Genomic DNA, 21,724 nt, shown 5'->3' with positions numbered 1-21,724 from the left:
TGGGGGATTAGATAGATCTCATCATCCCATTATCGAGGTGGAAATCATTTGGCGGAGATTTTACAAAGCATCATGGGCAATTTTATGTTTATTTGTATTCCATCCATTTTATATTTTGTTTTCTGGACAAAGTATGGTTCGGCTCCCGGAAAGGTGCAGAAGACTGTACTGTTCCTCTTTCTAAGTATAACCTTAGTGCTTTGCATGACGTTTCCCTATCATTTTGCCGGACGGTACATGCTAGACTTTCGACTTATTCCGCTCGTGCTTGGCGTCTTATATGGCGGTCCATGGGTTGGGGGAGCTCTTCTTGCTATTTTGACAGTGTACCGCTGTATGAAGGGTGTGAATGACGGTACTTTCTTTGCCGTGATGACGGCTGCAATGACTTATACGAGTCTCGTCGTAATCTCAATTAGGGTACGCTTGAACAACCGCAAAAAACGATTTTATGCGCTTCTTGCCTCTGTTGTACTGTTTCCCATCTCTTTGCAAATCATATGGCTGAGTCTGCAATTTGTAAATCTCAAGGAAACGTTGCATCTCTCCGTATTTAAAGTGATTGAATTCACTGCGATTTGCGTAACCGTATACCTCGTGGAGTTAGTCATCAGCCAACTCCGCATTCAGATGGAGCTGCAAGAGATTGAGAAGATGAGGGTCATCAGCCAGATAGCGGCTAGTGTATCGCACGAGATCAGAAATCCGTTAACGACGGTCAAAGGATTGCTGCAATTGTTCAGAGAGAGGGAGCTTCCGGCGGCTAAGCGGGAGAACCTAACCGAGGTTGCGCTGCACGAGCTGACTACTGCAATCAACATCATTTCGGATTATCTCACTTTCGCCAAACCTCAAATCGCCAAAATGACGCCGCTCGATCTCGAAGTAGAGCTTCAGCAAGTTATGAGTGTATTGACGCCATATGCGAACATGCAGCAGGTGACGTTAACGGTTGCAATCGGCTCCAATCAGCCAATTCTTGGCGATAGCCAGCAATTCCGTCAGAGCATCATCAATCTGGTCAAAAATTGTATCGAAGCTTCTTCGAATGGAAGTGTACATATCGCCGTTCTAGTGAACCGAGAAACGCTTATCATGCGAATTCAAGATACGGGCTGCGGCATGACGGAGGATCAAATTCAGCGTCTGGGCTCGCCTTACTACTCTACGAAGGAGAAGGGCACCGGCCTCGGTACGATGGTCGCCTTTAGTATTATTCGGGCGATGAACGGTTCCATCCGTGTGGAGAGCGTAGTGAGTAAGGGGAGTATGTTCGAGATTTCGTTTCCGATTGCAATTGATGCCCATCCATTATAAATGCTGCTAATAAGGTTCCGGTTGCTTGAGGGCGAACGGAGCCTTTTTCGTATAGTTTGTTGTTTACGCAGCTCTTGCAGTGGTTTATGTTAATAATGGTATTGGTATTGGGGACATTATCCAAAATATCGCGAGGTGGATCTCTATGAACAAATTAACGGCAGCCGTGATCGGCGGTGGAGTTGGCGGGCAGCTGAGCATGAATGCACTGCATCAATCGGAGCTTTACGAACTGGTCGCGGCCGCGGATCTTCGTCCGGAGGTTTGCGAGCAACTGAAGCAGAAGTTTCCTGGTATTCGTACATACAAGAGCCATACGGAGATGTTTGAGGATTGTCCAACGGACGTTGTCTGCGTTAGCACATTCCCGCCTTCTCATGAAACAGTTACGCTGGATGCGCTTCATGCACTTCCACAGCTTAAAGGAATTGCGGTGGAGAAGCCGCTCGGGGATACGGTCGTGTCCGGCAGGCGGATTCTCGAGGAAATTAAGAAGCGGAGCCTGCCGATGGTTGTGCCGCACGGACTGCTGGTGAAAGCGACGCCACTCGAAATAATCTCTAAGGTGCAGCGAGGAGAGATTGGCGAGCTCACGCTCGTGGAGATTCAGAACAAGTATTGGGACATCATTAACGCCGGCATCCATTGGCTTAATTTCTTCGTGACGTTAACGGGCAATGAGGCGATGGACTCCGTCATGTGCATCTGTGAATCGAGCACGCGCACCTATCGCGACGGGATGCAGGTGGAGACGACGGCGGTTACGTACGGTCAGACGAAGAGCGGCGTTCGTGTAGTTATGAATACCGGCGATGACGTATTCGTTAACCGTGAAGGGAAAGATACGCTGTTCCGCTTAATCGGCACGAAGGGACAGATTGAGTTCTGGGGCTGGGAGAGCGGCTACCTGATTCAGAACGCGGAATATCCCGAGGGACAGCTTATCGTTCCGGAGGAGTTGCCCGAGACCGGACACTTAGCACATGTAAACAACATGGCTCGCATGATTGCATCCGGTGAGCGAGACTACTCGATTCCAGAAAGCTCGCTGCTTGCGCTTGAAATTGTCGAAGGCGCTTACATTTCGAGCCGCACGCGCAGCAAGGTGACGTTTCCGGTCGACAGCTTTGAAGCGCCGGTTGCGCCGGATTGGAATCCGGGTGTGGCGTACAGTGGCAGCGGCGGCGGACGCGACGGCAGGAAGCTCATTTAGACTAAGCTGATCGAGACCGATATGGACCGATATGGAGATGGAGGAGAAATAATGAGTCGAATTCGATTTGGTATCGTGGGCAGCGGCTGGCGGACAGACTTTTATTTGCGGATTGCCAAGGCGCTCCCGGAGCGCTTCGAAGTGAGCGGCGTTGTCGTGCGGAATGAGGAGAAAGCGAGGAAGCTGGCAGAGGAGTGGCAGGTGCCGGTCTATCGCAGCATCGCCTCGCTGGCGGAAAAAGGCAAACCAGCCTTTGTCGTAACAAGTGTGCCGTGGGATGCGAATCCGGGCGTCATTGAGGAGCTAGCAGGCTGCGGCATGCCGGTTCTGTCCGAGACGCCTCCGGCACCGGACTTGAACGCTCTAATCGAGCTGAACGAGAAGCTCGGTCATGCCCGCATTCAAGTAGCGGAGCAGTATGCGTTCCAGCCGATTCATGCGGCGCGCATCGCCATTGCCAGATCAGGCAAGCTTGGCACCGTGACGCAAGCGCAAGTATCTGCCGCGCATGGCTATCATGGCATTAGCCTGCTGCGCAAGCTGCTCGGCGTCACCTCCGAGAATGCGCGAATTCATGCGTACCGATTCGCAGCGCCACTTGTGAATGGTCCGGGCAGAGACGGCGCTCCGAGCCAGGAAGTGCTGAAGGAGTCGGAGCAGATGATCGTTTCGCTTGATTTTGAAGGGAAGCTGGCGGTGTATGATTTTACAGGTGATCAATATTTCTCATGGATTCGTTCCCCCCGAGTACTCGTTCGCGGCGAACGCGGCGAGATCAACAATCGGGAAGTTCGCTATTTGAAGGATTATTTGACGCCTGTAGAATTGGAGCTGCGCCGATTGAATGCAGGGGAAGACGGCAATCTGGAGGGCTTCTACCATAAGGGGATTATGGCTGGCGAGGAGTGGGTATACCGCAATCCATTCGTGCCGGGAAGGCTCAGCGACGATGAGATTGCCATTGCAACATGCCTCGCGAAGATGGCGGAATATGCGGCTGGCGGACCGGACTTCTACAGCTTGGCGGAAGCATCGCAGGATCATTACATTAGCCTAATGATGAACGAATCGCTGAGAACCGGCGAGCCGGTGCAAACAGAGACTCAGGCTTGGTGGAGATAGAAGCGGGTCTCCCCCCTACTAAACTCAAGTTTACCAGCTACATTCAAAGTGCGTACTTCTCAAAGCTAGCGCTTTCACGTATGATTCGAACTAGATTGTGATTGGAAAGGATGATAATGATGGAGTATCGTGTACTTGGTCGTTCTGGACTGAAGGTTAGCGAAGTAAGCTTGGGCTGTTGGGCAATTGGCGGTCCTTCTTGGCGGGATGGCAATCCAGTCGGATGGTCCGGCAACAATGACGAAGAATCTATCGCCGGGCTTCGGCGTGCATTTGAACTCGGGATTAACCATCTGGACACGGCGGACGTATATGGGGACGGGCATTCGGAGCGGGTAATTGGCAAGTTTCTGAAGGAAGTGCCGCGTGATCAAGTGGTCATCGCCACGAAAGTCGGCTGGTTCAAAGGCACAGCGCCGAATGCGATGCAGCCGATCCATATCCGCCACCAGCTGGAGCAGTCGCTGACGAATTTGGGCACGGATTACTTGGATCTGCATTATTTTCATAATACGAACTTCGGGCCGGATGATCTCTACCTTGAAGAAGCCGCAGACACGATGCGCCAATTGCAGCAAGAAGGCAAGGTGCGCGTCATCGGCCAATCCGGCTATAGCTATAGAGATCTCATGCGCGTAGCTCCGGTTACGCGTCCGGACGTGCTGCAGTTCCATTACAATGCGTTCGGCAACGAGTTCGATAAGCCGGAGACGAATCTGTTCAAGTGGGCGGATGAGAATAACGTCGGCATGGTGCTGTTCGGACCGCTTGCGCAAGGCTTGCTGCTTGATAAGTTCGATCCGGAGAATCCGCCGCAATTCGGCGAAGGCGACATTCGCGCAGAGAACAGCGGCTTTACGAAGGAAGGCTTGCTTGCGCTTCGCAGCAAGCTGCAGCCGATCAAAGAGCGTTTCGGCGCGGACACGCAGGATCTCATTCGGGTTATGCTTCAGTTCGCGTTGGCGCAATCGCCGAATGCCTGCGTCATTCCAGGCTTCAAGAACGCTCGCCAAGTAGAATCGAACGCAGCGGGAGCAGGCAAGCCGCTGACGCCGGAAGATGTAGCATTTATTAGAGAAGCGCTGCGCTAGTGCACAACTAGCCAGTAAATAGCAGGCAATAACAGCAGATAGCAGCAGATAGCAGGAGACTGTCCCGAAGGGGTGGTCTCTTTTTTTATGTATAACTGCAACATGCAATAATGGCGATGTTAACGTGCTATTTATGCCATTCTATGTACTTTACATAATTTATTATGGATTACTATAATAAACTAGAGACAGTAATCAGAGTCCTCGCCAGCGTTGGAAGCGCTTAAATGAATGTCCGGAGGTTACGACTTGAGACAGGTGCTGGAGCTCTATAACTCAATTGCAAAATGGACAGACAGAAGCATAGTTCGAAAGCTAGTGTTATATATTCTGCTCGTCAGCGCAGTCATGTTCACAGGCTCCGGGTTGTTCTCCTATTGGCAGGCCAAGCAGATGATAATTACGAATTTGGAAGCGCAGCTCACGAGCAATGGAGATGCGATCGCATGGCGAATCGATGATTTCTTTAAAGAGAAAGGCTCAATTGTTCGGCAAATGGGTGTTAATCCTTCATTAACGAAGTATCTCGCCTCCGTATCGGAACGCGGCGATGCGAGAACGAATCCGTTCTACCGTGAAGCGATGTCAACACTGACGTCAATCAAGCAAACCGATGATACACTTGGCACGGTCTGGATTGTCAGCGACCGAGGTAATTTCCTGCTGGCGAACGATGCGCTGCTTACGGGTACCGATTGGAGCAAATATAATCAAGAGTGGTTTACGGAGGCGAAACAGCTTCGACTATCAGAAGGTTGTCTACTCGTATCCGGTGTACAGCGCTGCAACCGGCGAGCTTAACGTTGATATTGTGAAGCCCGTTGATGATGGCAAGCGGATCGTTGGCTACGTCGGTATTTCCGTATTGCTCCAAGATTTTCCTCGAATTATGCAATCCTATAACCCTGGGGAGAAGGGGTATACGTTCTTGTTTTCTCTAATGGCAAAATGGTCTACCACCCTGACCCTGTTACCTCAATGAAAGATGATGTCCAGCAGATGCCTGGCGCGCTTGGAAGTCTGGCTAAAGAAATGATTGCCGGAAACAGAGGCTTCGAGCGTGTGAAATTAAACGACCGTTATGAGTATGTCTATCATGGACCTGTCTTATCTACGGGGTGGTCTGTCGCGGTTGCGATACCTAAGGCTGAAGCACAAAAGCAGCTGACTTATTTTAGCCGGTTAACCTTGCTCTATTTTCTTGCTGCAGGACTGCTGCTGGTCATCGTTGTCTATTGGCTGATGCGATCGATGCTGAGGGATATTCCCGCCATATTGTCAAAAATCAAACAAATTGCTGGAGGAAATTTGCAGGTTGCGATAGATGTCAAATCCAATAACGAAGTTGGACGAATAGCGGATGCCATAACGCAGATGGCCTCGCAGCTTCATCATTACAAGGAGCATCTGGAAGAGCTGGTTGAAATACGCACGTGCCAGTTAAACGACGCGAAGGAATTTGCGGAGAAAGCGAATCGCAGCAAAAGCGAGTTTTTGGCCAATATGAGCCATGAAATACGGACGCCGATCAATGCGATTATGGGGACGAATTATCTCTTGCAGAAGACGGCGCTGTCGGACAAGCAGGCGGAATACGTCAATACGTCGATACAAACCGGCAAAGGCTTGCTCACCATTATTAACGATAACCTCGATTTCTCGAAGATCGAAGCGCAGAGAATTGAGATCGAGCACATTGATTTTGATCTCTATGGGGTACTGAGCAACATATCCAGCATGATCGGTTTGAAGGTGAAGGATAAAGGGCTTGGGCTTCGCATATCCCTTCATCCAGATGTGCCTCAAATGTTAATAGGGGACCCTTTCCGTCTAAATCAGATTCTGCTCAATCTATCGAACAATGCTGTTAAATTTACAGAGGTTGGAGAGATTCAGCTTCGTGTGAAGCAGATTGGTCCGCATACTGGCGGTAACGAGGTCATCCTTCAATTCGAAATTTCGGATACCGGGATCGGCATACCGGAGTCGCAGCAGTCTTTGCTGTTTAAGGAATTCTCCCAAGCCGACATGTCTACGACGCGCAAGTATGGAGGGACGGGGCTCGGACTTGCGATCAGCAAGAAGCTGGTCGAGATTATGGGTGGAACGATCGGCTTCGAGAGCAAAGCGGGCGCTGGCAGCACATTTACGTTCACGGTGAGGTTCGGCCTCGGTTCAGATTCGTTTCTGAGCGAACTGCCAAGTGATCATAACATGTCACTCCGTATCTTGTCCGTAAGCAGCGACCCGGAGATGCAGGATGTATTGAAGAACCAATTGGAGCAGTTTAGGTTCGAGGTCGAGCCGGCTTCCTCCATAACTGAGGCTATCGAAGCGATTCGTCGATCGGACGAATTCGACCTGGCGCTTATAGATAGCAGATTGGAGCAGGTGAGCAGCTTGCCGACAATGATGCAGCGGAAGCTGCTGCTGGTTGAAGCTGCACTCAGCCAAGCTGGGGTCGCTGCATCGAGCGAGATGGATGATATGCGGCGTATTCCGTATCCCGTTAGTCAATCCCAGTTATTTGATACGATCGTGTCGAGAATCTATCAGGATAAGAGGACGGATAGTAGTCTCCGAATGGATGACAGAACGCTGCTGGAGTTCGTTACATATTTTTAAGCGAGGAATTTGGGCGAATAAGATGTTTACGATTCGTTAGCGGAGAGAGAGAGTCGGTAAAACTGCCCCGTAAGGGCAGTTTTTTGTTCTACACATCCATAGATTGGAGTGCTATGATGAATTTGGAAACGATTACTTAAGCTCAAAAAGGAGCGGAGAAGCTATGTCTTCCGCAACGATATACGGCTGCTTATATTTCGATAAAAAAATGAAGGGAGTACGTTGAACCGATGACAACGGCTAATCTAGCATTTGAACTACGTACTATTAGCTCGCTCGCCAAAGTGTTCGCCGATGAGGAGCTTAGTGCGCCGCCGCATCAGCAAGCGTCTGCGCTTGCGAACGAAACATTTGCTTTCCAAGTGGCTTATCGCTCGAAGCATCTGCTCAAAGGGATTGGGGTGAAGGTCCGCAGCACGCTCAGCGACGTCATCTCCATTCGATCCGTCGGCCTCGTTCCTTCGGAGCTGCCTGTTTACGAGGATCATGACGAGCATGTTCTGCGCGCAGTGCCTGGTCTGTTCCCGGATCCATTATTCGAAGTGGACACGAAGGCTGGCATCATTGCATTTCCAAGCCAGTGGCGGGCAATCTGGGTGACTGTGGATCTGGCCCAAAAGCAGCCTGTAGCCGGTAGACACACAATCGAGCTCGCATTCGAGAATGAACGGGGTGAGCTGCTTGGATCAGCGGCGTTTGAACTTGACGTGCTGGCTGCCGCTCTGCCTAAGCAGACGCTTATGCATACGGAATGGTTCCACACCGATTGTCTGGCGACTCACTTCGGCGTTCCCGTCTTCAGCGAGAAGCACTGGGAAACGATTGAGAAATACGTACGCACAGCGGCGAAGCACGGCATGAACATGATTCTAACGCCTGTATTTACGCCTCCGCTGGATACGGCGGTAGGGGGCGAGCGTCCGACGGTGCAGCTGGTCGATGTGAATGCAGCCGATGACGGCACGTACCAATTCGGGTTCGAGAAGCTGGGCAGATGGGTCCAACTGTGCCGGAGACAAGGTATCGAGTACTTCGAAATTTCGCATCTATTCACGCAGTGGGGAGCGAAGCATGCGCCGAAGATCGTAGCGACCACGTCAGATGGGCAAGAGAAGCAGATTTTCGGTTGGGATACAGATGCGTCAGGCGATGCGTATCGTTCGTTCATTGCGCAGTTTCTGCCTGCACTCGTCGATTGGATCAAGCAGAACGATTTGCAGCAGAGCTGCTACTTCCACATCTCTGATGAACCGTCGATTGATCACTTGGAGTCGTACAGCAGCGCGAGCGGCATGGTGAGTGAGATTTTGCAAGAGTTCCCGATCATCGATGCGCTCTCGGACTATGCTTTCTACGAGAAGGGACTCGTGAAGAAGCCGATCCCGGCCAACAATCACATTGAGCCGTTTATCGAGAATGGAGTCGCGGGGTTATGGACGTACTACTGCTGCGGCCAATATAAGGAAGTGTCGAACCGGTTCTTCAGCATGCCTTCGGCGCGCAACCGGATTCTCGGCATACAGCTCTACAAATTCCAGATCGAAGGCTTCCTCCACTGGGGCTATAACTTCTGGTACGCGCAATACTCGACGAAGCCGATTGATCCGTTCCGGAACACAGATGCGAATTATGCTTTTGTCTCCGGCGATGCGTTCTTGGTGTATCCGAGCGAGGAAGCGCCAATCGAGTCCATTCGGCTAGAGGTGTTCTATGAGGCGCTTCAAGACTTGCGTGCGCTTCAGCTGCTGGAACAGTTGTATGGCAGAGAGTACGTGCTCGCCGGATTGGAAGAGGGACTGGAGACGCCGATTACGTTCAGCGAGTATCCGCGTGAAGCGGAGTGGCTGCTCGCGAAGCGCGAGTGGGTGAATATGCAAATTCGGGCGAAAATATCGGAATAATAGAGTAGGGCAGTGATTCTATAGATAGAGCTACTAGGTGAAGAGCCTCTGCGCGCCTCATACGTGTGCGGGGGCTTTGTTTTGTTGCTGCTTGCGCTGAATGAGGTGTACACTTGTAGCAAAATATTCGGCGACAGGAGAGGGCTAGAAATGACGTTGCAGCAGCTTAAGTACATCATTGAAGTGGCTAATCGCGGCTCTATTAATGAGGCGGCGAAGCGGCTGTTCATCTCGCAGCCGAGCTTATCGAACGCAATCAAGGAGCTCGAAGCGGAGATTCAGATTACGATCTTCGAGCGGACGAACAAAGGCATCTCGCTATCCAATGCAGGCGCGGAATTTCTCGGCTACGCTCGCCAGGTCGTAGAGCAGGCGGATCTGTTGGAGAGCCGGTATAAGAATGCGAAGCCGACTCCGCAGCATTTTGCCGTATCGACGCAGCACTATGCGTTCGCGGTGAACGCATTCGTGAACCTCGTGCAGCAGTTCGGCCAAGCGGAGTACGAGTTCGCGCTGCGGGAGACGAAGACGCATGAGATTATTGAGGATGTTCGCACGCAGCGCAGCGAAATAGGCATTCTGTATGTGAATGATTTTAATCGAGCGGTTATGGGCCGTTTGCTGCGGGACGCGAATTTGGTGTTTAACGGTCTGTTCACTGCGAAAGCGCATGTGTTCGTGAGCATTTACAACCCGCTAGCGAAGCAGAAGTCGGTGTCGCTGGAACAATTGAAGGACTATCCGTATTTGCACTTTGAGCAGGGGGAGTACAACTCGTTTCATTTTGCCGAGGAAATCTTGAGCACGCGTCAGCATCCGAAGAGCATTCGGGTTAATGACCGGGCGACGCTTTTCAACCTGTTAATCGGTCTGAACGGCTACACGATCTCGACAGGTGTGCTTAGCGCGGATTTGAACGGTAACGAGATCATTCCGGTTCCGCTCGAGAGCGAGGAGACGCTTCATGTCGGCTGGATCTGCCATCGCAATGCGGCGCTGTCGAAGCTGGCGCTGGAATATGTGGAAGCGCTGAAACAGTCGGTTGCAGATGCGAAGTAGGGGAATGGCTGGAGCTGGAGGCAGGCAGGTCTGTGGTATAGCTTTTGGCTATAACAGGGAATAGATTATAGGCGTTACTTGATAGCTGAACGATCGTGGTATCTTTTCCTTATCAACTTGTTAGCAGAGATTGAGAGGAGAGAAAGTCGCATGTTAAGCGCAAATTTGGGATATCCCCGCATCGGTGCGAACCGGGAATGGAAGAAGGCACTCGAGCATCATTGGGCAGGTGGACGTACAGAGGGAGAGCTGAGCGATGAGCTTCGCGAGATTCGTCTTAGCAACTTGAAGATCCAGCAGTCGCTTGGCATTGATGTTATTCCAGTCGGTGATTTTACGTATTATGATCACATTCTCGATACAGCGGTTATGTTCGGCCTTGTTCCGCAGCGGTTCGGCTGGACAAATGAAGCAGGCGAGATCGATCTGCCGCTCTACTTCGCGATGGCCCGCGGGAACAAAGGCGCTGCTGCATGCGAGATGACCAAATGGTTCAACACCAACTACCACTACATCGTGCCTGAGCTGAAGGGACTTACGCCAAAGCTGACACGCAATCGCCTTGTCGATGCTTATCGTGAAGGCAAGCAGGAGCTTGGCATTGAAGGCCGGCCGGTGCTGGTTGGTTTATATACATTCCTGAAGCTGTCCAAAGGCTACACGTCAGAGGAGCTCCCAGGCTGGATTGATGCGCTGCTCCCGTTGTACGGACAGGTTCTGAATGAGCTTGCGGCAGAAGGCGCGGCTTGGGTGCAGATTGACGAGCCGATTCTATCGTCGACGCTTGCTGCCGATGAGCTGGCGAATATTGAACGAATCTATGCGGAATTAAAGCGACTTGCTCCGAATATTCGCATCTTGGTGCAGACGTATTTCGAAGCAGTCGACTACTACAAGGAAGTTGTTCAGCTGCCGGTTGATGGCATTGGACTTGACTTCGTGCACGATAGTGACGGGCGGAACCTGCAGGCGTTGGAAGCGGAAGGCTTCCCTGAAGGGAAAGTGCTAGGTGCAGGAATCGTCGACGGGCGCGGAATCTGGCGGTCGGATCTGCATGAACGATTCGATCTGCTTGGACGCATTCGTGCGCATGTCGCAGATGAGTGTATTATTGTGCAGCCATCGAACAGCTTGCTGCATGTGCCGGTAAGCGCGGAGCGGGAGGCGGGGCTTGATCCAGCACTGCGCGGGGCGCTCGCGTTCGCGAATGAGAAGCTCGAAGAGCTGGTGCTGCTTGTAAGAGGGGCGAAGCATGGCATTGAGTCGATTACGGAAGAATGCGTTGCTTCGGTGTGGAATCGAGAGGCGCTTGGACGCATTCGCGGCTCGTTGCGTGGTGGTGGCGATGGGTCTGCGGTCGAGGGAGCGAGTGTGGCGGATCTGGGACCAGAGCAGTTTGCTAGACCGAGCGTGTTCGCGGAGCGTCTAGTCACACAGCAGCAGCGCTGGCAGCTACCGCTGTTGCCGACGACGACGATCGGCAGCTTCCCGCAGACGCCGGAGGTGCGCAGCGCGCGGTTCAAATGGCGAAAAGGCGAGTGGAGCTCCGAGCAATACGAGCAGTTCATTCAAGCGGAGATTCGGCGATGGATCGATATTCAGACGGAGCTGGAAATTGATGTGCTTGTGCATGGCGAGTTCGAGAGGACCGACATGGTGGAGTTCTTCGGAGAGAAGCTGGCAGGCTTCGCTTTCACGGCAGGAGGCTGGGTGCAATCATACGGCTCGCGCTGCGTGAAGCCGCCAATCATCTACGGCGATGTGGCGTTCACTGCGCCGATGACGGTGCAGGAGACGGTGTATGCCCAGTCGCTGACGGAGAAGCCCGTGAAAGGAATGCTGACGGGACCGATTACGATCCTGAATTGGTCGTTCGTGCGTGACGACCTGTCCCGCGAAGAAGTCGCATACCAGATCGCGCTTGCGATCCGCAAGGAAGTCGAAGCGCTCGAAGCCGCTGGCATCGGCATGATTCAAGTCGATGAGCCTGCTATTCGGGAAGGGCTGCCGTTGAAGCGGGAGAATTGGCCGGTCTATCTGAACTGGTCGGTCCGCGCATTCCGTCTCGCTACTTCGACGGTGCAGGACGAGACGCAAATTCATACACATATGTGCTACAGCGAGTTCGGCGAAATTATGGAGGCGATTCATGCGCTCGACGCTGACGTCATCTCGATTGAAACGTCCCGCAGCCACGGCGAGCTGATCGCGAGCTTCGAGGAGCGAACGTATGACAAAGGCATCGGCCTTGGCGTCTACGACATCCACAGTCCTCGCGTTCCGACAGTGGACGAGATGAACGGCATGATCGACCGTGCGCTGCGCGTCCTTGCGCCGGAACAATTCTGGATCAACCCCGACTGCGGCCTTAAGACGCGGAAGGCGGAAGAGACAATCGCAGCGCTGCGCAACATGATCGAGGCGACAGGGCAGGCGAGAGCGAAGTATGGCGTGGCGGCTGTGCAGCAGTAATGAAGGGGGAAGAGGACCGCATGTCGGGAGGCATGTGGTTCTTTTTCATGCAAACCTCTAACGAATCGTATCGTCGCTATTGAGGCATTTTTCGGGGGGAAAGGCTCTATTTGCAGCAAATAGCGACTCCCCGTTTCGTTACGTTATTTTCCCTAGCAAAAACGAGCCAATAACGTTAACTGAGTTCGTTAGACGAGACACATGGGTGTGCTGGCAGGATACAGAATTAAGTAATCCGCTTTCAATTTTCTCATCGCCCCTTTCCATCCTTCATGTATTTTGTTATTTTATAGACTAGCAAGGAAGATTGAATAGGAATGGGATGGGACTAAAGTGAAATTAAGCGCAGAAGAATTGGCATCCGGCAAGCTGAAGCCGGAAACCATTGAGCTGGCTGTACAGCTCATTCGGATTAACGGGTATGTGCTATTTGAAGAAGTAATGCCAAGAACGCAAGTGGAGCTGCTGAACAGCCATATGGGCGATCAGCTGACGAGCTTTATGGTCAAGAACAACTTCACCCTCGAAGAGGGCTTCCATGACGGAACGAACCATATCGGTCTTTATGTGCCGTTTGAGAAACCGTTCTGTGATGAATCCATTATCGCGAATCCGTTCGTGCTTGACGTTGTCGAGCAGATTCTAGGCTCCGACTGCATGCTTACTTATTTCGCTTCCAACACCTCGATGCCTCAAGGTACGCAGCCGCAAAAGGTTCATGCCGATATGGGCGCGAGATTCGGCGACCAATGCGAGGCGAATTTGCCGATCACGAACTTGGTTGTCAACTACCCGCTGGTCGATGTAACGCTCGAGAACGGCCCGATGGAAGTATGGTCTGGCGGCACGCATCTGCATCCAGACAAGTGGTACAGCTCGAACGCGCATGACAAGTCCGTGCTTGCAGAGCATATGCAATCGTTCAAAGCGACGATGCCTGCCGGCTCCATTATGATCCGCGACGATCGGATGTGGCACCGCGGCACGCCGAACCGCTCCGATAAGCCGAGAACGAACATCGCGCTGATCTACTCGCTAGCAGCAGCCGTTCGCCATCCGGGCGGCATCCAAATTCCGCAGGAAACGTATGACAGCTTGACTGACAAGGCGAAGCGTCTCGTTCGCAATGAGCGAATCGGCGTCCCAGCCATCCAGAACTAGAACTAACAACAAGATAAAGAGGCTTTGCCCCTAAGCGAAGCGCCATTCGGATTCCCGACCAGCGTTTCACATGCGTGGCAAAGCCTCTTCTTTATTTCGTAAAAGCATGCAAGCACGCCTCACATATACACGCCTTCCCCTTCAACTCCTCCGGCACAAGAGCGATCAACTCCTTCGGAAACTTCTCTCTGCTGCACCAGCACGATTCATTGCCCTCGCACCGGTTCGATTGCCGGCAGAGCGGACATTCCGACGCCGATACGTAATTTGGCTGAGGCTCACTCATCTTCGCTCCTCCTTCTACACCAACACCGCCCGCAAGCTTGTAAAACAAGTAAAGAATGAACACTGACATCCGCTACGGAAACGCTACAATTAAAATTATACACATATCATGCACAGCGGACACTACCATTTTGAGAGAGGGAAGGTGTTAAGCATTGTCTTCGGTTATGCAAAATATCGTCAATGAATGGGTGTTCCAATCTGAACGCAGCTATAGAGATCCTTTTCACGAAATTAGTGTAAAAGCAGAGGTGACCTCGCCGAGCGGCAGCGTCAGACTCGTACCCGCCTTCTGGGCTGGGGAGCAGACATGGAAGCTGCGCTATTCCTCAAGCGAAGCAGGTGTTCACCGGTATCGCACAATTTGCTCGGATACCGGCAATGCGTCGCTGCACAATCAAGAAGGGGCGCTTGAGGTTGTGCCTTATGAAGGTGCAAACCCGCTGTATCGTCATGGCAGCCCGCGTGCAGCAGCGAATCGGAAGCATCTTGCGTATGCGGACGGCACGCCGTTCTTTTGGCTCGGCGATACGTGGTGGATGTCTCTGACGGACCGGCTGAAGTGGCCGGACGATGTAAAGTGGCTCGCGCAGGACCGCGTTAACAAAGGTTATACGGTCGTGCAGGTTGTCGCCGGATTGTATCCGGATATGGGGCCCTTCGACCCGCGCGGTGGTAACGAAGGCGGGCAGGCGTGGGAAGAGGGTTTTGCGCGCATCAATCCAGCGTTCTTCGATTATGCAGATCGGAAGCTTGAGTGGATGGTTGAAGCGGGGCTTATGCCTTGTATCGTCGCTTGCTGGGGCTACTATCTGGATTTTGCCGGGCGGGATGTTATTCGGAAGCAGTGGGAGCATTTGATCGCTAGATATGGCGCGTATCCGGTTGCGTGGTGTCTCGCCGGTGAGGCGGATATGCCGTATTACCAGTGGGATTCGTTCAAGGAGCCGGATAAGAAGGCACATTATGTGGAGCGGATGAAGCAGGAATGGACCGCGATGGCAGCCTATGTGCGGGATACCGATCCGTTCGGGCGCTTGGTGACCATTCACCCAACGGGGTACGGTCATCATATGGTAGAAGACGCCTCGATTCTTGACCTCGACATGCTGCAGACCGGACATGGGGCGTACATATCGCTGGAACCAACGGTGAAAATGATTCAGGAGTCAGTCGCGAGGGAGCCACGGACGCCGGTTATCAATTCGGAGGTTTGTTATGAGGGAATTGGCGGCACGAGCTTTCAGGAAGTGCAGCGGTTTACTTTCTGGACAGGGATGCTAAGCGGTGCATGCGGTCATACCTATGGGGCGAACGGCATCTGGCAGGTGAATGCGGAGGATAAGCCGTATGGACCTTCCCCGCATGGCGTTGCCTGGGGTCACACGTTCTGGAAGGAAGCCGCGCAGCTTCCCGGATCAAGGCAGGTCGGTCTTGGCAAAAAGCTGCTCGAGCGCTACGCGTGGTGGTCGTTCGAGCCGCATCCGGAGTGGGTGCCTGCTGCGCCGGAGAGTGCGCCTTTGATGGCAAAGCCGTACGCTGCCGGTATTCCAGGTGAGGTACGCGTCATCTACGCACCGTTCCTGATGGCGTTTGGCGGAGTCGAAGTGCTGTCGCTCGAGCCGGAATCGGAGGCGGCGTACCGGGCATTCTTCTTCGATCCGGCGACTGGCGACGAGTACGACTACGGGCGAATCACCCCAAGCCAAGACGGCAAGTGGCAGACCGGTCCGGCGAAGATTTTCCAAGACTGGGTTCTCGTGCTTGGGCGGATTGGATAACGAGGCGCGCAGTTATGCACGAAGAGAGTCTAAGGCGCTAGCAGATACGCTACATTGGTCAGTTTAGTGTTTAGGTGGAAAATGATGAAAGAGGAGTAGCAGGTACGCTACTTCACAGCCAAATTGGCGCTGAGAGAGCGAATATGCTCTCCCAGCGCCCAAACCAAGATAAGAAACAGCTGAGAGAACACTGTCATCTCAACGTTTGCCAATTCGATCTGCAGGGAACTCTGAGAGTCCAAATACATTACTCTCAGTTCCAAAATAGCCGCTGTATTGCTCTGAGAGTTGGAAAATCGAACTCTCAGCACCCAAGACACACCGAAAGGATGGTTTTGAAACCCTGAGAGTCGAGAAACATTACTCTCAGTTCCAGAACAGCCACTGTGTTGCTCTGAGAGATGAAAAATTGAACTCTCGCCTCACCGCATATCCCAATCCAAAACAACCCCCAAGCAAGGGCTGCCCTTGCTTGTAATAAGCGCCCAAGCCTGCGCCGCATCTTCGGCGGCGAAGCGGTGCGTGATGAGCGGCTCGGTCATGAGCCATCCCTCGCGAATGGCTGCGATCGTCGCATCGATGCGGCTTTCCGTCCAGCCGGAAGGAGTGTGCAGCGTAATCTCCTGCTCACGCAGTTTCTGTATATCAATAGACCCTTGCTCGCCGAGGTACCCGGCGGAGACGAGATGGCTGTCACGCTTCATAAGCGGCTGCAGCATTCTGAACGTCCCGAGATGCCCGACCGTATCCACGACGATTGACACCACTTGTCCGTTCCCTGAACTTCCACGCTGAATCTCTTCCACGGCAACATCCACGCCATCGATCGGCACGGCATATCCGCCAGCCGAGGCGAACGCGAGCCGCTCTGCCCGATGCCCGAGCAGATACACCTGTGCTCCGCGGTGCGCGAGCGTCTGCGCGGCCCAGTGGCCGACGAGCCCGTCGCCAATAACGACGGCAATATCGCCTGGCTCGACTGGTGGCCGAATGCCGCAATTATATCCGACCTGCGCGAGCACCGTCCCGGCGTACGCCACTGCGCCTCGACCATCTGCAGGCAGCTTCCACACTTGGCTGCCGTCGGTTACCGCCGGATTGATATGACCGGCGAAGTCGAAATACATGCCGTCTACCTTGCTCACCGTCGCGAATACGAGATCGCCCGGCTTCACATGATCAACTAACGCGCCAACCTGCGTAACCCGTCCAACCTTCTGATAACCGGCGACTTGTGGAAATGGCCACGGGCCGTCTTCCCGATATGGCGTTTCGCCAGAGATGCGTTCCCCTCGGAGGAAAGACGACTCCGTCCCAATGCTGATCCACGAATGCGCCACATCAATGACGACATCACGCGCTCCCGGCTCAGGCACCTCCACATCGCGCACGGCGATATCATTCTTATTCTCAAACACGACTGCTCTTGCTTTCATGATGCATTTCGCCTCCTTCAGCCGAGTTCTCCGGGATCGAAGCAAATTTTGACCGCTTGCTGTGCCCGCAATCGTTCCACTGCCTGAGCATAATCAGCAAAGGAGACCTGCTCCGTCTGTAAACATTCCGTATTAAACGATGGGCGGCTTAGCGCATCTAGCAGCAGTCTGCGGTCGCGCGCGGTCGCCGGATGATACCGGAACGATTCCAGACGAACGCCGGTGAACCAGTACGATGCCGGATACGTAATGTCACCGCGAAGTACGCCGAAGATTACGCAGTGCTCCTTCGTACGATTGAGCACGTTCTGGGCTGACGCTGCCGCGCCGACACAGTCGTAGCCAAGGTCGAATTGGCGGTCGCCAAGCTCATCGGCGACAACAGCTTCGCCAAGACCAAGCTCCCTCACAAACGCGACGCGCTCCGCATTGACGTCGATCCCCGTCACATTCGCGCCCCATAGCGCAGCGAGCTGCATCGCGAGCATCCCCGCAGGGCCGAGTCCTGCAATAAGGATCGACTTGCCGTGCAAGTCACCGAACTGATCAAGGCCGTACATGACGCATTTGAGCAGCTCGGATGATACAGCGCGGCGATCCGATATCGTATCGGGCAGCTTTAGCAAATCTCCTTCGCGGTAAGCCATGTACTGCGCATAGGCGCCTTGGCCGGGGAGATGCTCCAGCGCGGCGACGCGATCGCCGACCGCAATCCCCTGAACGCTTGCTCCGACCGCTTCCACAACACCGACTGCTTCATGGCCGGGGAAGCCAGGCGGGAGTGGGTAGTCAGGGGAACGACCTGCTACGAACATATCCTTGCCGCCCATCATGCTGATGTCCCAGTGTGGACAAGTCGCAACGAGGCGCACCTTAACGAGCACTTGATCGTCCTTAATCTCAGGTATCGCGGTGTCAATCACTTCGTACAGGCCCTTACCCGTAATTTGAATCGCTTTCATTATCACGCAGCTCCTTTACCCGAATCATGCGCTCGCATAGCTGTTCCCTGCTTCTAGAATAGGTCCTGAGGGTACGATTGTCTTTGCACAATATCGTCTACTCCCCTGATTTGTCACAAAATGCACCGTATACGGGCGTTAGGCATCATGATATGATTTGCACAATATTGACATCTTCTAATGATGAGGTGTTCGTTATGAAGCTCAGGAAGCATGGCTACTTGGACGCAATCGGTGGTATAGGAAATCGCGCTGGCGGAATTCACCCTTATTGCGAGCTGTTATGCATCACGGAGGGGGAGGCAGAGCTAGTATGGTCCGGGGTCTCCTATCCAGTGAGGGGCACTGCAATGTTCATTCTATTGCCGAACACGCCTCATCAACTCATTCAGCGCTCGGACAGGCTCAGCTATTGGTTTGTCGAGTTTCTGGCCGAAGAAGAGGATAGGCTGCCGGCAATCGAGGGCATCTACCGCTGGAACCGGCAACAGTGCGAGCTGGACTGGGAGAGTTCGCCCTATACTGCGATGCGGTCAGCTTTCGAAGCAACTCGGATGCTCTTTCGTGCAGAAGCCGCACTGCCGGAGGAGCTCTTCAAAGAAGCGCTGCTAGCAGACTTGCACAAGCTGCTCGTGCTGATCGGCAGCAATCGGGCAGTTGATTCCAAACAGGCTCAGGCGGCATACCCAACGAGCGAGATGCTGGTAACGGAAGTGCTGCGCTTCTTGGAGTCCGTGTTTCCACAGCCGATTACACTCCAGACTTTGGCTGATTATACCCACTACAATCCGTCCTATCTCATTAGGCTGTTCCGTCAGCAGACGGGGAAGACGCCACTGGCGTATTTGAACGAGCTGCGCGTTCAAGCTGCGTCGCAATATTTGCTCCACTCAACGATGTCCGTACAGCAAATTTCAAACGCATGCGGCTATCAAAGCATTCATTACTTCAGCCGCCTATTCAAAAGAAGCTTCGGCCTTGCACCAAGCGAGTATAGAAAGCAGGCAGCAAATGAATCTTCGCCTTGAAATCACCTGTATCAAATGAAGTGTCAACTGAAACTTTTATATTGTTAACAATATATTTTTTACAATATTCTATTGCAAACGCATTCATCATCGCCTATACTGAGGTTCATATAAAGATTCCGAATCGTTTCGGACATTGCTTAGATGCCGGAAACGATAGATGTACATATGGTATGAGCTAAGGATCCATGTGGACAGCTGCATTGCAATGTGCGCGGGCACGATAATAGAGAGAAGTCATGTCATAATCGTAAACGCTCTCATTTATCATTCATTAAGAGGTTGTTAGCCGTCACGCATACCGCCGCACCTCGCTTGGGGGAACCGTGAGAGGTGTTGTAAGGAGTAGCAGCTCATTCATTCAAGAGATTATCGTATCCATTTTCCGAAACGTTTTGGAAAAATTGAATAAACAGCAGTTTGTATTATACCTGGGGGTGAATCGACTATGAATACAAAGAAAAAGTGGTGGACGAGGTCAAGACGTGAAGCTGTGGACGGTTATGTCTTCATGAGCCCGGCGATTCTCGGCCTACTGTTCTTTATGCTCGGCCCAATCGCGGCATCCGCTTACTTCAGCTTTACGGAGTATGACATTCTTAGCTCGCCGAAGTGGGTCGGTCTGGACAACTACATCGAGCTGATCCACGATTCGCTGTTCTGGCAGTCGTTGAAAGTAACGCTTACCTATTCCGTGGTCAGTGTTCCGCTTAACTTAGTCTTTTCGTTGGCGCTCGCGCTATTGCTTAACAAGAATGTGAAAGGGATCTTCGTCTTCCGGACGATTTTCTACTTGCCGGCTGTTATGTCGGGGGTAGCGGTAGCGCTGCTGTGGAAGTGGATCTTCAACCCAGACTTCGGTCTCATCAACTGGGCAATCGGCCTCATCGGCTTCGAAGGGCCAAAATGGTTCATCGAAGAGAATTGGGCGCTCCCTCCAATTATCATCATGGGACTATGGGGCGTAGGAGGCAGCATGCTCGTCTACCTCGCCGGATTGCAAGGCATTCCGACTGATCTGTACGAAGCTGCAGAGATCGACGGCGCCAACAAACGCAAGCAATTCCGTCACATTACGATTCCAATGCTGTCACCGGTTATTTTCTTCAACCTCATTACAGGTATCATCGGCGCTCTGCAAGTCTTCACGGAAGGCTTCATTATGACAGCGGGCGGCCCGAACAACGCGACATTGTTCAGCGTGCTGTACCTGTACCGTAATGCTTTCGACTACTTGAATATGGGATACGCGTCTGCGCTAGCATGGGTGCTGTTCCTGATCATCTTGGCCTTTACGCTTATCGTCTTTAAATCATCACCGATGTGGGTCTTCTACGAAGGGAACAGGAGGAGCGCCAAATGAGTACGATTACACAAAGCGACGCGCCTGCTCGCAAACGGATTTCGAGAAGCCAGTCGGAGCTGCTTTCCAAGCTCTTCAGTTATTTCCTGCTCTGCGTGGGCTCGATCGTCATCCTGATTCCTTTTGCATGGATGATCTCCACCTCGCTGAAACGGAAGGCAGATGTGTATGTCTTCCCTCCGCAGTGGATTCCGTCGCCGGCGCAATGGCAGAACTACAAAGAAGCCTTCACAACATTCCCGTTCGCGCATTATACATGGAACTCCTTCATTATCGTCGTGCTCGTCATGGCAGGAACGCTGTTCTCCTGTTCCTTCTCCGCCTACGGCTTCTCACGGCTCCAAGCGCCGGGCCGCAACTTCATCTTCATGCTGCTGCTCGCTACGATGATGCTGCCAAGTGCCGTTACAATGGTGCCGATCTATCTGTTCTTCAACAAGCTGGGCTGGGTGAACACGTTCAAACCGCTCATCATTCCGGCTTGGTTCGGAACCGCTTTCTACATCTTCATGATGCGTCAATTCTTCATGGGTATCCCGTATGAGCTTGAAGATTCGGCGCGGATCGACGGCTGCACGACGTACGGCATCTGGGCTAGAATCATGGTTCCGCTCAGCAAGCCTGTGCTCGTAACGGTTGGCGTGTTCACCTTCATGGGGACTTGGAATGATTTTATGACACCGCTTATTTACTTGACGGATGAGGACAAGCGCACGCTTGCGCTCGCACTCTCTTACTTCCAAGGCTCCGCACGCAGCGCGCCAGATCTTCACTTGCTCATGGCCGCGTCACTCTATGCGATTGCACCATGCGTAACTCTGTACTTCCTTTGCCAGCGCATCTTCGTCAAGGGAATGGTATTCACCGGCGTCAAAGGTTAACCACCATATAACGAAATATACAGAAAA

17 protein-coding genes are annotated in these 21,724 nt (G+C 52.8%); 14 read left to right on the top strand and 3 right to left on the bottom strand.

Features of this window, described 5'->3' with window-relative positions; genetic code table 11:
* The first annotated feature begins 72 nt into the window (after nucleotides 1–72).
* The 10 genes from AC0LWF_RS06985 to AC0LWF_RS06940 all read left to right on the top strand — a co-directional run bounded on the left by AC0LWF_RS06985 (nucleotide 73) and on the right by AC0LWF_RS06940 (nucleotide 13,961).
* Nucleotides 73–1,317: an ATP-binding protein gene (locus AC0LWF_RS06985; RefSeq protein WP_474651214.1), complete on the top strand. Its 1,245-nt coding sequence runs from the start codon at nucleotides 73–75 to the stop codon at nucleotides 1,315–1,317.
* A gap of 145 nt (nucleotides 1,318–1,462) precedes the next feature.
* On the top strand, nucleotides 1,463–2,530 hold the full coding sequence (locus tag AC0LWF_RS06980; protein ID WP_474650826.1) for a Gfo/Idh/MocA family protein: 1,068 nt from the start codon (nucleotides 1,463–1,465) through the stop codon (nucleotides 2,528–2,530).
* A 51-nt stretch (nucleotides 2,531–2,581) separates the two neighbouring features.
* On the top strand, nucleotides 2,582–3,652 hold the full coding sequence (locus AC0LWF_RS06975; RefSeq protein WP_474650825.1) for a Gfo/Idh/MocA family protein: 1,071 nt from the start codon (nucleotides 2,582–2,584) through the stop codon (nucleotides 3,650–3,652).
* Between the two features lie 116 nt (nucleotides 3,653–3,768).
* Nucleotides 3,769–4,743, top strand: coding sequence for an aldo/keto reductase (locus AC0LWF_RS06970; protein ID WP_474650824.1), 975 nt, complete (start codon nucleotides 3,769–3,771; stop codon nucleotides 4,741–4,743).
* Between the two features lie 249 nt (nucleotides 4,744–4,992).
* Entirely contained in the window at nucleotides 4,993–5,544 is a 552-nt protein-coding gene (locus AC0LWF_RS06965; protein WP_474650823.1) for a hypothetical protein, read from the top strand.
* A 177-nt stretch (nucleotides 5,545–5,721) separates the two neighbouring features.
* Complete coding sequence (locus AC0LWF_RS06960) at nucleotides 5,722–7,368, top strand: ATP-binding protein (protein WP_474650822.1); 1,647 nt, start codon at nucleotides 5,722–5,724, stop codon at nucleotides 7,366–7,368.
* Between the two features lie 230 nt (nucleotides 7,369–7,598).
* Entirely contained in the window at nucleotides 7,599–9,269 is a 1,671-nt protein-coding gene (locus AC0LWF_RS06955; RefSeq protein ID WP_474650821.1) for a DUF4091 domain-containing protein, read from the top strand.
* 150 nt (nucleotides 9,270–9,419) lie between these two features.
* Nucleotides 9,420–10,328, top strand: a complete 909-nt coding sequence (locus tag AC0LWF_RS06950) for a LysR family transcriptional regulator (RefSeq protein ID WP_474650820.1) — start codon at nucleotides 9,420–9,422, stop codon at nucleotides 10,326–10,328.
* A 150-nt stretch (nucleotides 10,329–10,478) separates the two neighbouring features.
* Nucleotides 10,479–12,800 carry a 5-methyltetrahydropteroyltriglutamate--homocysteine S-methyltransferase gene (gene metE / locus AC0LWF_RS06945; protein WP_474650819.1) on the top strand — a complete coding sequence of 774 codons (2,322 nt, stop codon included), beginning with the start codon at nucleotides 10,479–10,481 and terminating at the stop codon, nucleotides 12,798–12,800.
* Between the two features lie 333 nt (nucleotides 12,801–13,133).
* Nucleotides 13,134–13,961 (top strand): phytanoyl-CoA dioxygenase family protein, encoded by an 828-nt coding sequence (locus AC0LWF_RS06940; RefSeq protein WP_474650818.1) that lies wholly within the window; start codon nucleotides 13,134–13,136, stop codon nucleotides 13,959–13,961.
* 91 nt (nucleotides 13,962–14,052) lie between these two features.
* Here AC0LWF_RS06940 and AC0LWF_RS06935 read toward each other — a convergent pair whose 3' ends face one another.
* Entirely contained in the window at nucleotides 14,053–14,247 is a 195-nt protein-coding gene (locus tag AC0LWF_RS06935) for a cysteine-rich CWC family protein (protein WP_474650817.1), read from the bottom strand.
* 154 nt (nucleotides 14,248–14,401) lie between these two features.
* Here AC0LWF_RS06935 and AC0LWF_RS06930 point away from each other — a divergent pair, with 154 nt between their 5' ends.
* A complete protein-coding gene (locus AC0LWF_RS06930) occupies nucleotides 14,402–16,027 on the top strand; it encodes a glycoside hydrolase family 140 protein (protein WP_474650816.1) in 1,626 nt (541 codons plus the stop codon).
* Between the two features lie 422 nt (nucleotides 16,028–16,449).
* Here AC0LWF_RS06930 and AC0LWF_RS06925 read toward each other — a convergent pair whose 3' ends face one another.
* Nucleotides 16,450–17,463, bottom strand: a complete 1,014-nt coding sequence (locus AC0LWF_RS06925) for a zinc-binding dehydrogenase (protein ID WP_474650815.1) — start codon at nucleotides 17,461–17,463, stop codon at nucleotides 16,450–16,452.
* 17 nt (nucleotides 17,464–17,480) lie between these two features.
* The gene (locus tag AC0LWF_RS06920) at nucleotides 17,481–18,425 is read right to left on the bottom strand and encodes a zinc-dependent alcohol dehydrogenase (RefSeq protein ID WP_474650814.1); all 945 of its coding nucleotides are present in this window, start codon (nucleotides 18,423–18,425) and stop codon (nucleotides 17,481–17,483) included.
* A gap of 197 nt (nucleotides 18,426–18,622) precedes the next feature.
* Here AC0LWF_RS06920 and AC0LWF_RS06915 point away from each other — a divergent pair, with 197 nt between their 5' ends.
* The 3 genes from AC0LWF_RS06915 (at nucleotide 18,623) to AC0LWF_RS06905 (ending at nucleotide 21,697) form a co-directional block, all read left to right on the top strand.
* On the top strand, nucleotides 18,623–19,453 hold the full coding sequence (locus AC0LWF_RS06915) for a helix-turn-helix transcriptional regulator (RefSeq protein WP_474650813.1): 831 nt from the start codon (nucleotides 18,623–18,625) through the stop codon (nucleotides 19,451–19,453).
* Between the two features lie 448 nt (nucleotides 19,454–19,901).
* Nucleotides 19,902–20,816 (top strand): carbohydrate ABC transporter permease, encoded by a 915-nt coding sequence (locus AC0LWF_RS06910; protein ID WP_474650812.1) that lies wholly within the window; start codon nucleotides 19,902–19,904, stop codon nucleotides 20,814–20,816.
* Entirely contained in the window at nucleotides 20,813–21,697 is an 885-nt protein-coding gene (locus tag AC0LWF_RS06905; protein ID WP_474650811.1) for a carbohydrate ABC transporter permease, read from the top strand. Before AC0LWF_RS06910 ends, AC0LWF_RS06905 begins: the two co-directional genes overlap by 4 nt.
* Nucleotides 21,698–21,724 lie beyond the last annotated feature (27 nt).

The organism is Paenibacillus sp. sgz302114 (assembly GCF_056120345.1).
Note: the sequence above shows the minus strand (reverse complement) of the source record. Positions and strands in the feature narration are given on the sequence as shown.

What these genes read in the sequence shown, in the direction of transcription:
- metE (WP_474650819.1), top strand. Translation starts at nt 10,479, where the DNA reads ATGTTAAGCGCAAATTTGGGATATCCCCGCATCGGTGCGAACCGGGAA.
- AC0LWF_RS06970 (WP_474650824.1), top strand. Translation starts at nt 3,769, where the DNA reads ATGATGGAGTATCGTGTACTTGGTCGTTCTGGACTGAAGGTTAGCGAA.
- AC0LWF_RS06980 (WP_474650826.1), top strand. Translation starts at nt 1,463, where the DNA reads ATGAACAAATTAACGGCAGCCGTGATCGGCGGTGGAGTTGGCGGGCAG.
- AC0LWF_RS06905 (WP_474650811.1), top strand. Translation starts at nt 20,813, where the DNA reads ATGAGTACGATTACACAAAGCGACGCGCCTGCTCGCAAACGGATTTCG.
- AC0LWF_RS06935 (WP_474650817.1), bottom strand. Translation starts at nt 14,247, where the DNA reads ATGAGTGAGCCTCAGCCAAATTACGTATCGGCGTCGGAATGTCCGCTC.
- AC0LWF_RS06915 (WP_474650813.1), top strand. Translation starts at nt 18,623, where the DNA reads ATGAAGCTCAGGAAGCATGGCTACTTGGACGCAATCGGTGGTATAGGA.
- AC0LWF_RS06920 (WP_474650814.1), bottom strand. Translation starts at nt 18,425, where the DNA reads ATGAAAGCGATTCAAATTACGGGTAAGGGCCTGTACGAAGTGATTGAC.
- AC0LWF_RS06985 (WP_474651214.1), top strand. Translation starts at nt 73, where the DNA reads ATGGGCAATTTTATGTTTATTTGTATTCCATCCATTTTATATTTTGTT.
- AC0LWF_RS06975 (WP_474650825.1), top strand. Translation starts at nt 2,582, where the DNA reads ATGAGTCGAATTCGATTTGGTATCGTGGGCAGCGGCTGGCGGACAGAC.
- AC0LWF_RS06950 (WP_474650820.1), top strand. Translation starts at nt 9,420, where the DNA reads ATGACGTTGCAGCAGCTTAAGTACATCATTGAAGTGGCTAATCGCGGC.
- AC0LWF_RS06960 (WP_474650822.1), top strand. Translation starts at nt 5,722, where the DNA reads ATGAAAGATGATGTCCAGCAGATGCCTGGCGCGCTTGGAAGTCTGGCT.
- AC0LWF_RS06910 (WP_474650812.1), top strand. Translation starts at nt 19,902, where the DNA reads ATGAATACAAAGAAAAAGTGGTGGACGAGGTCAAGACGTGAAGCTGTG.
- AC0LWF_RS06955 (WP_474650821.1), top strand. Translation starts at nt 7,599, where the DNA reads ATGACAACGGCTAATCTAGCATTTGAACTACGTACTATTAGCTCGCTC.
- AC0LWF_RS06925 (WP_474650815.1), bottom strand. Translation starts at nt 17,463, where the DNA reads ATGAAAGCAAGAGCAGTCGTGTTTGAGAATAAGAATGATATCGCCGTG.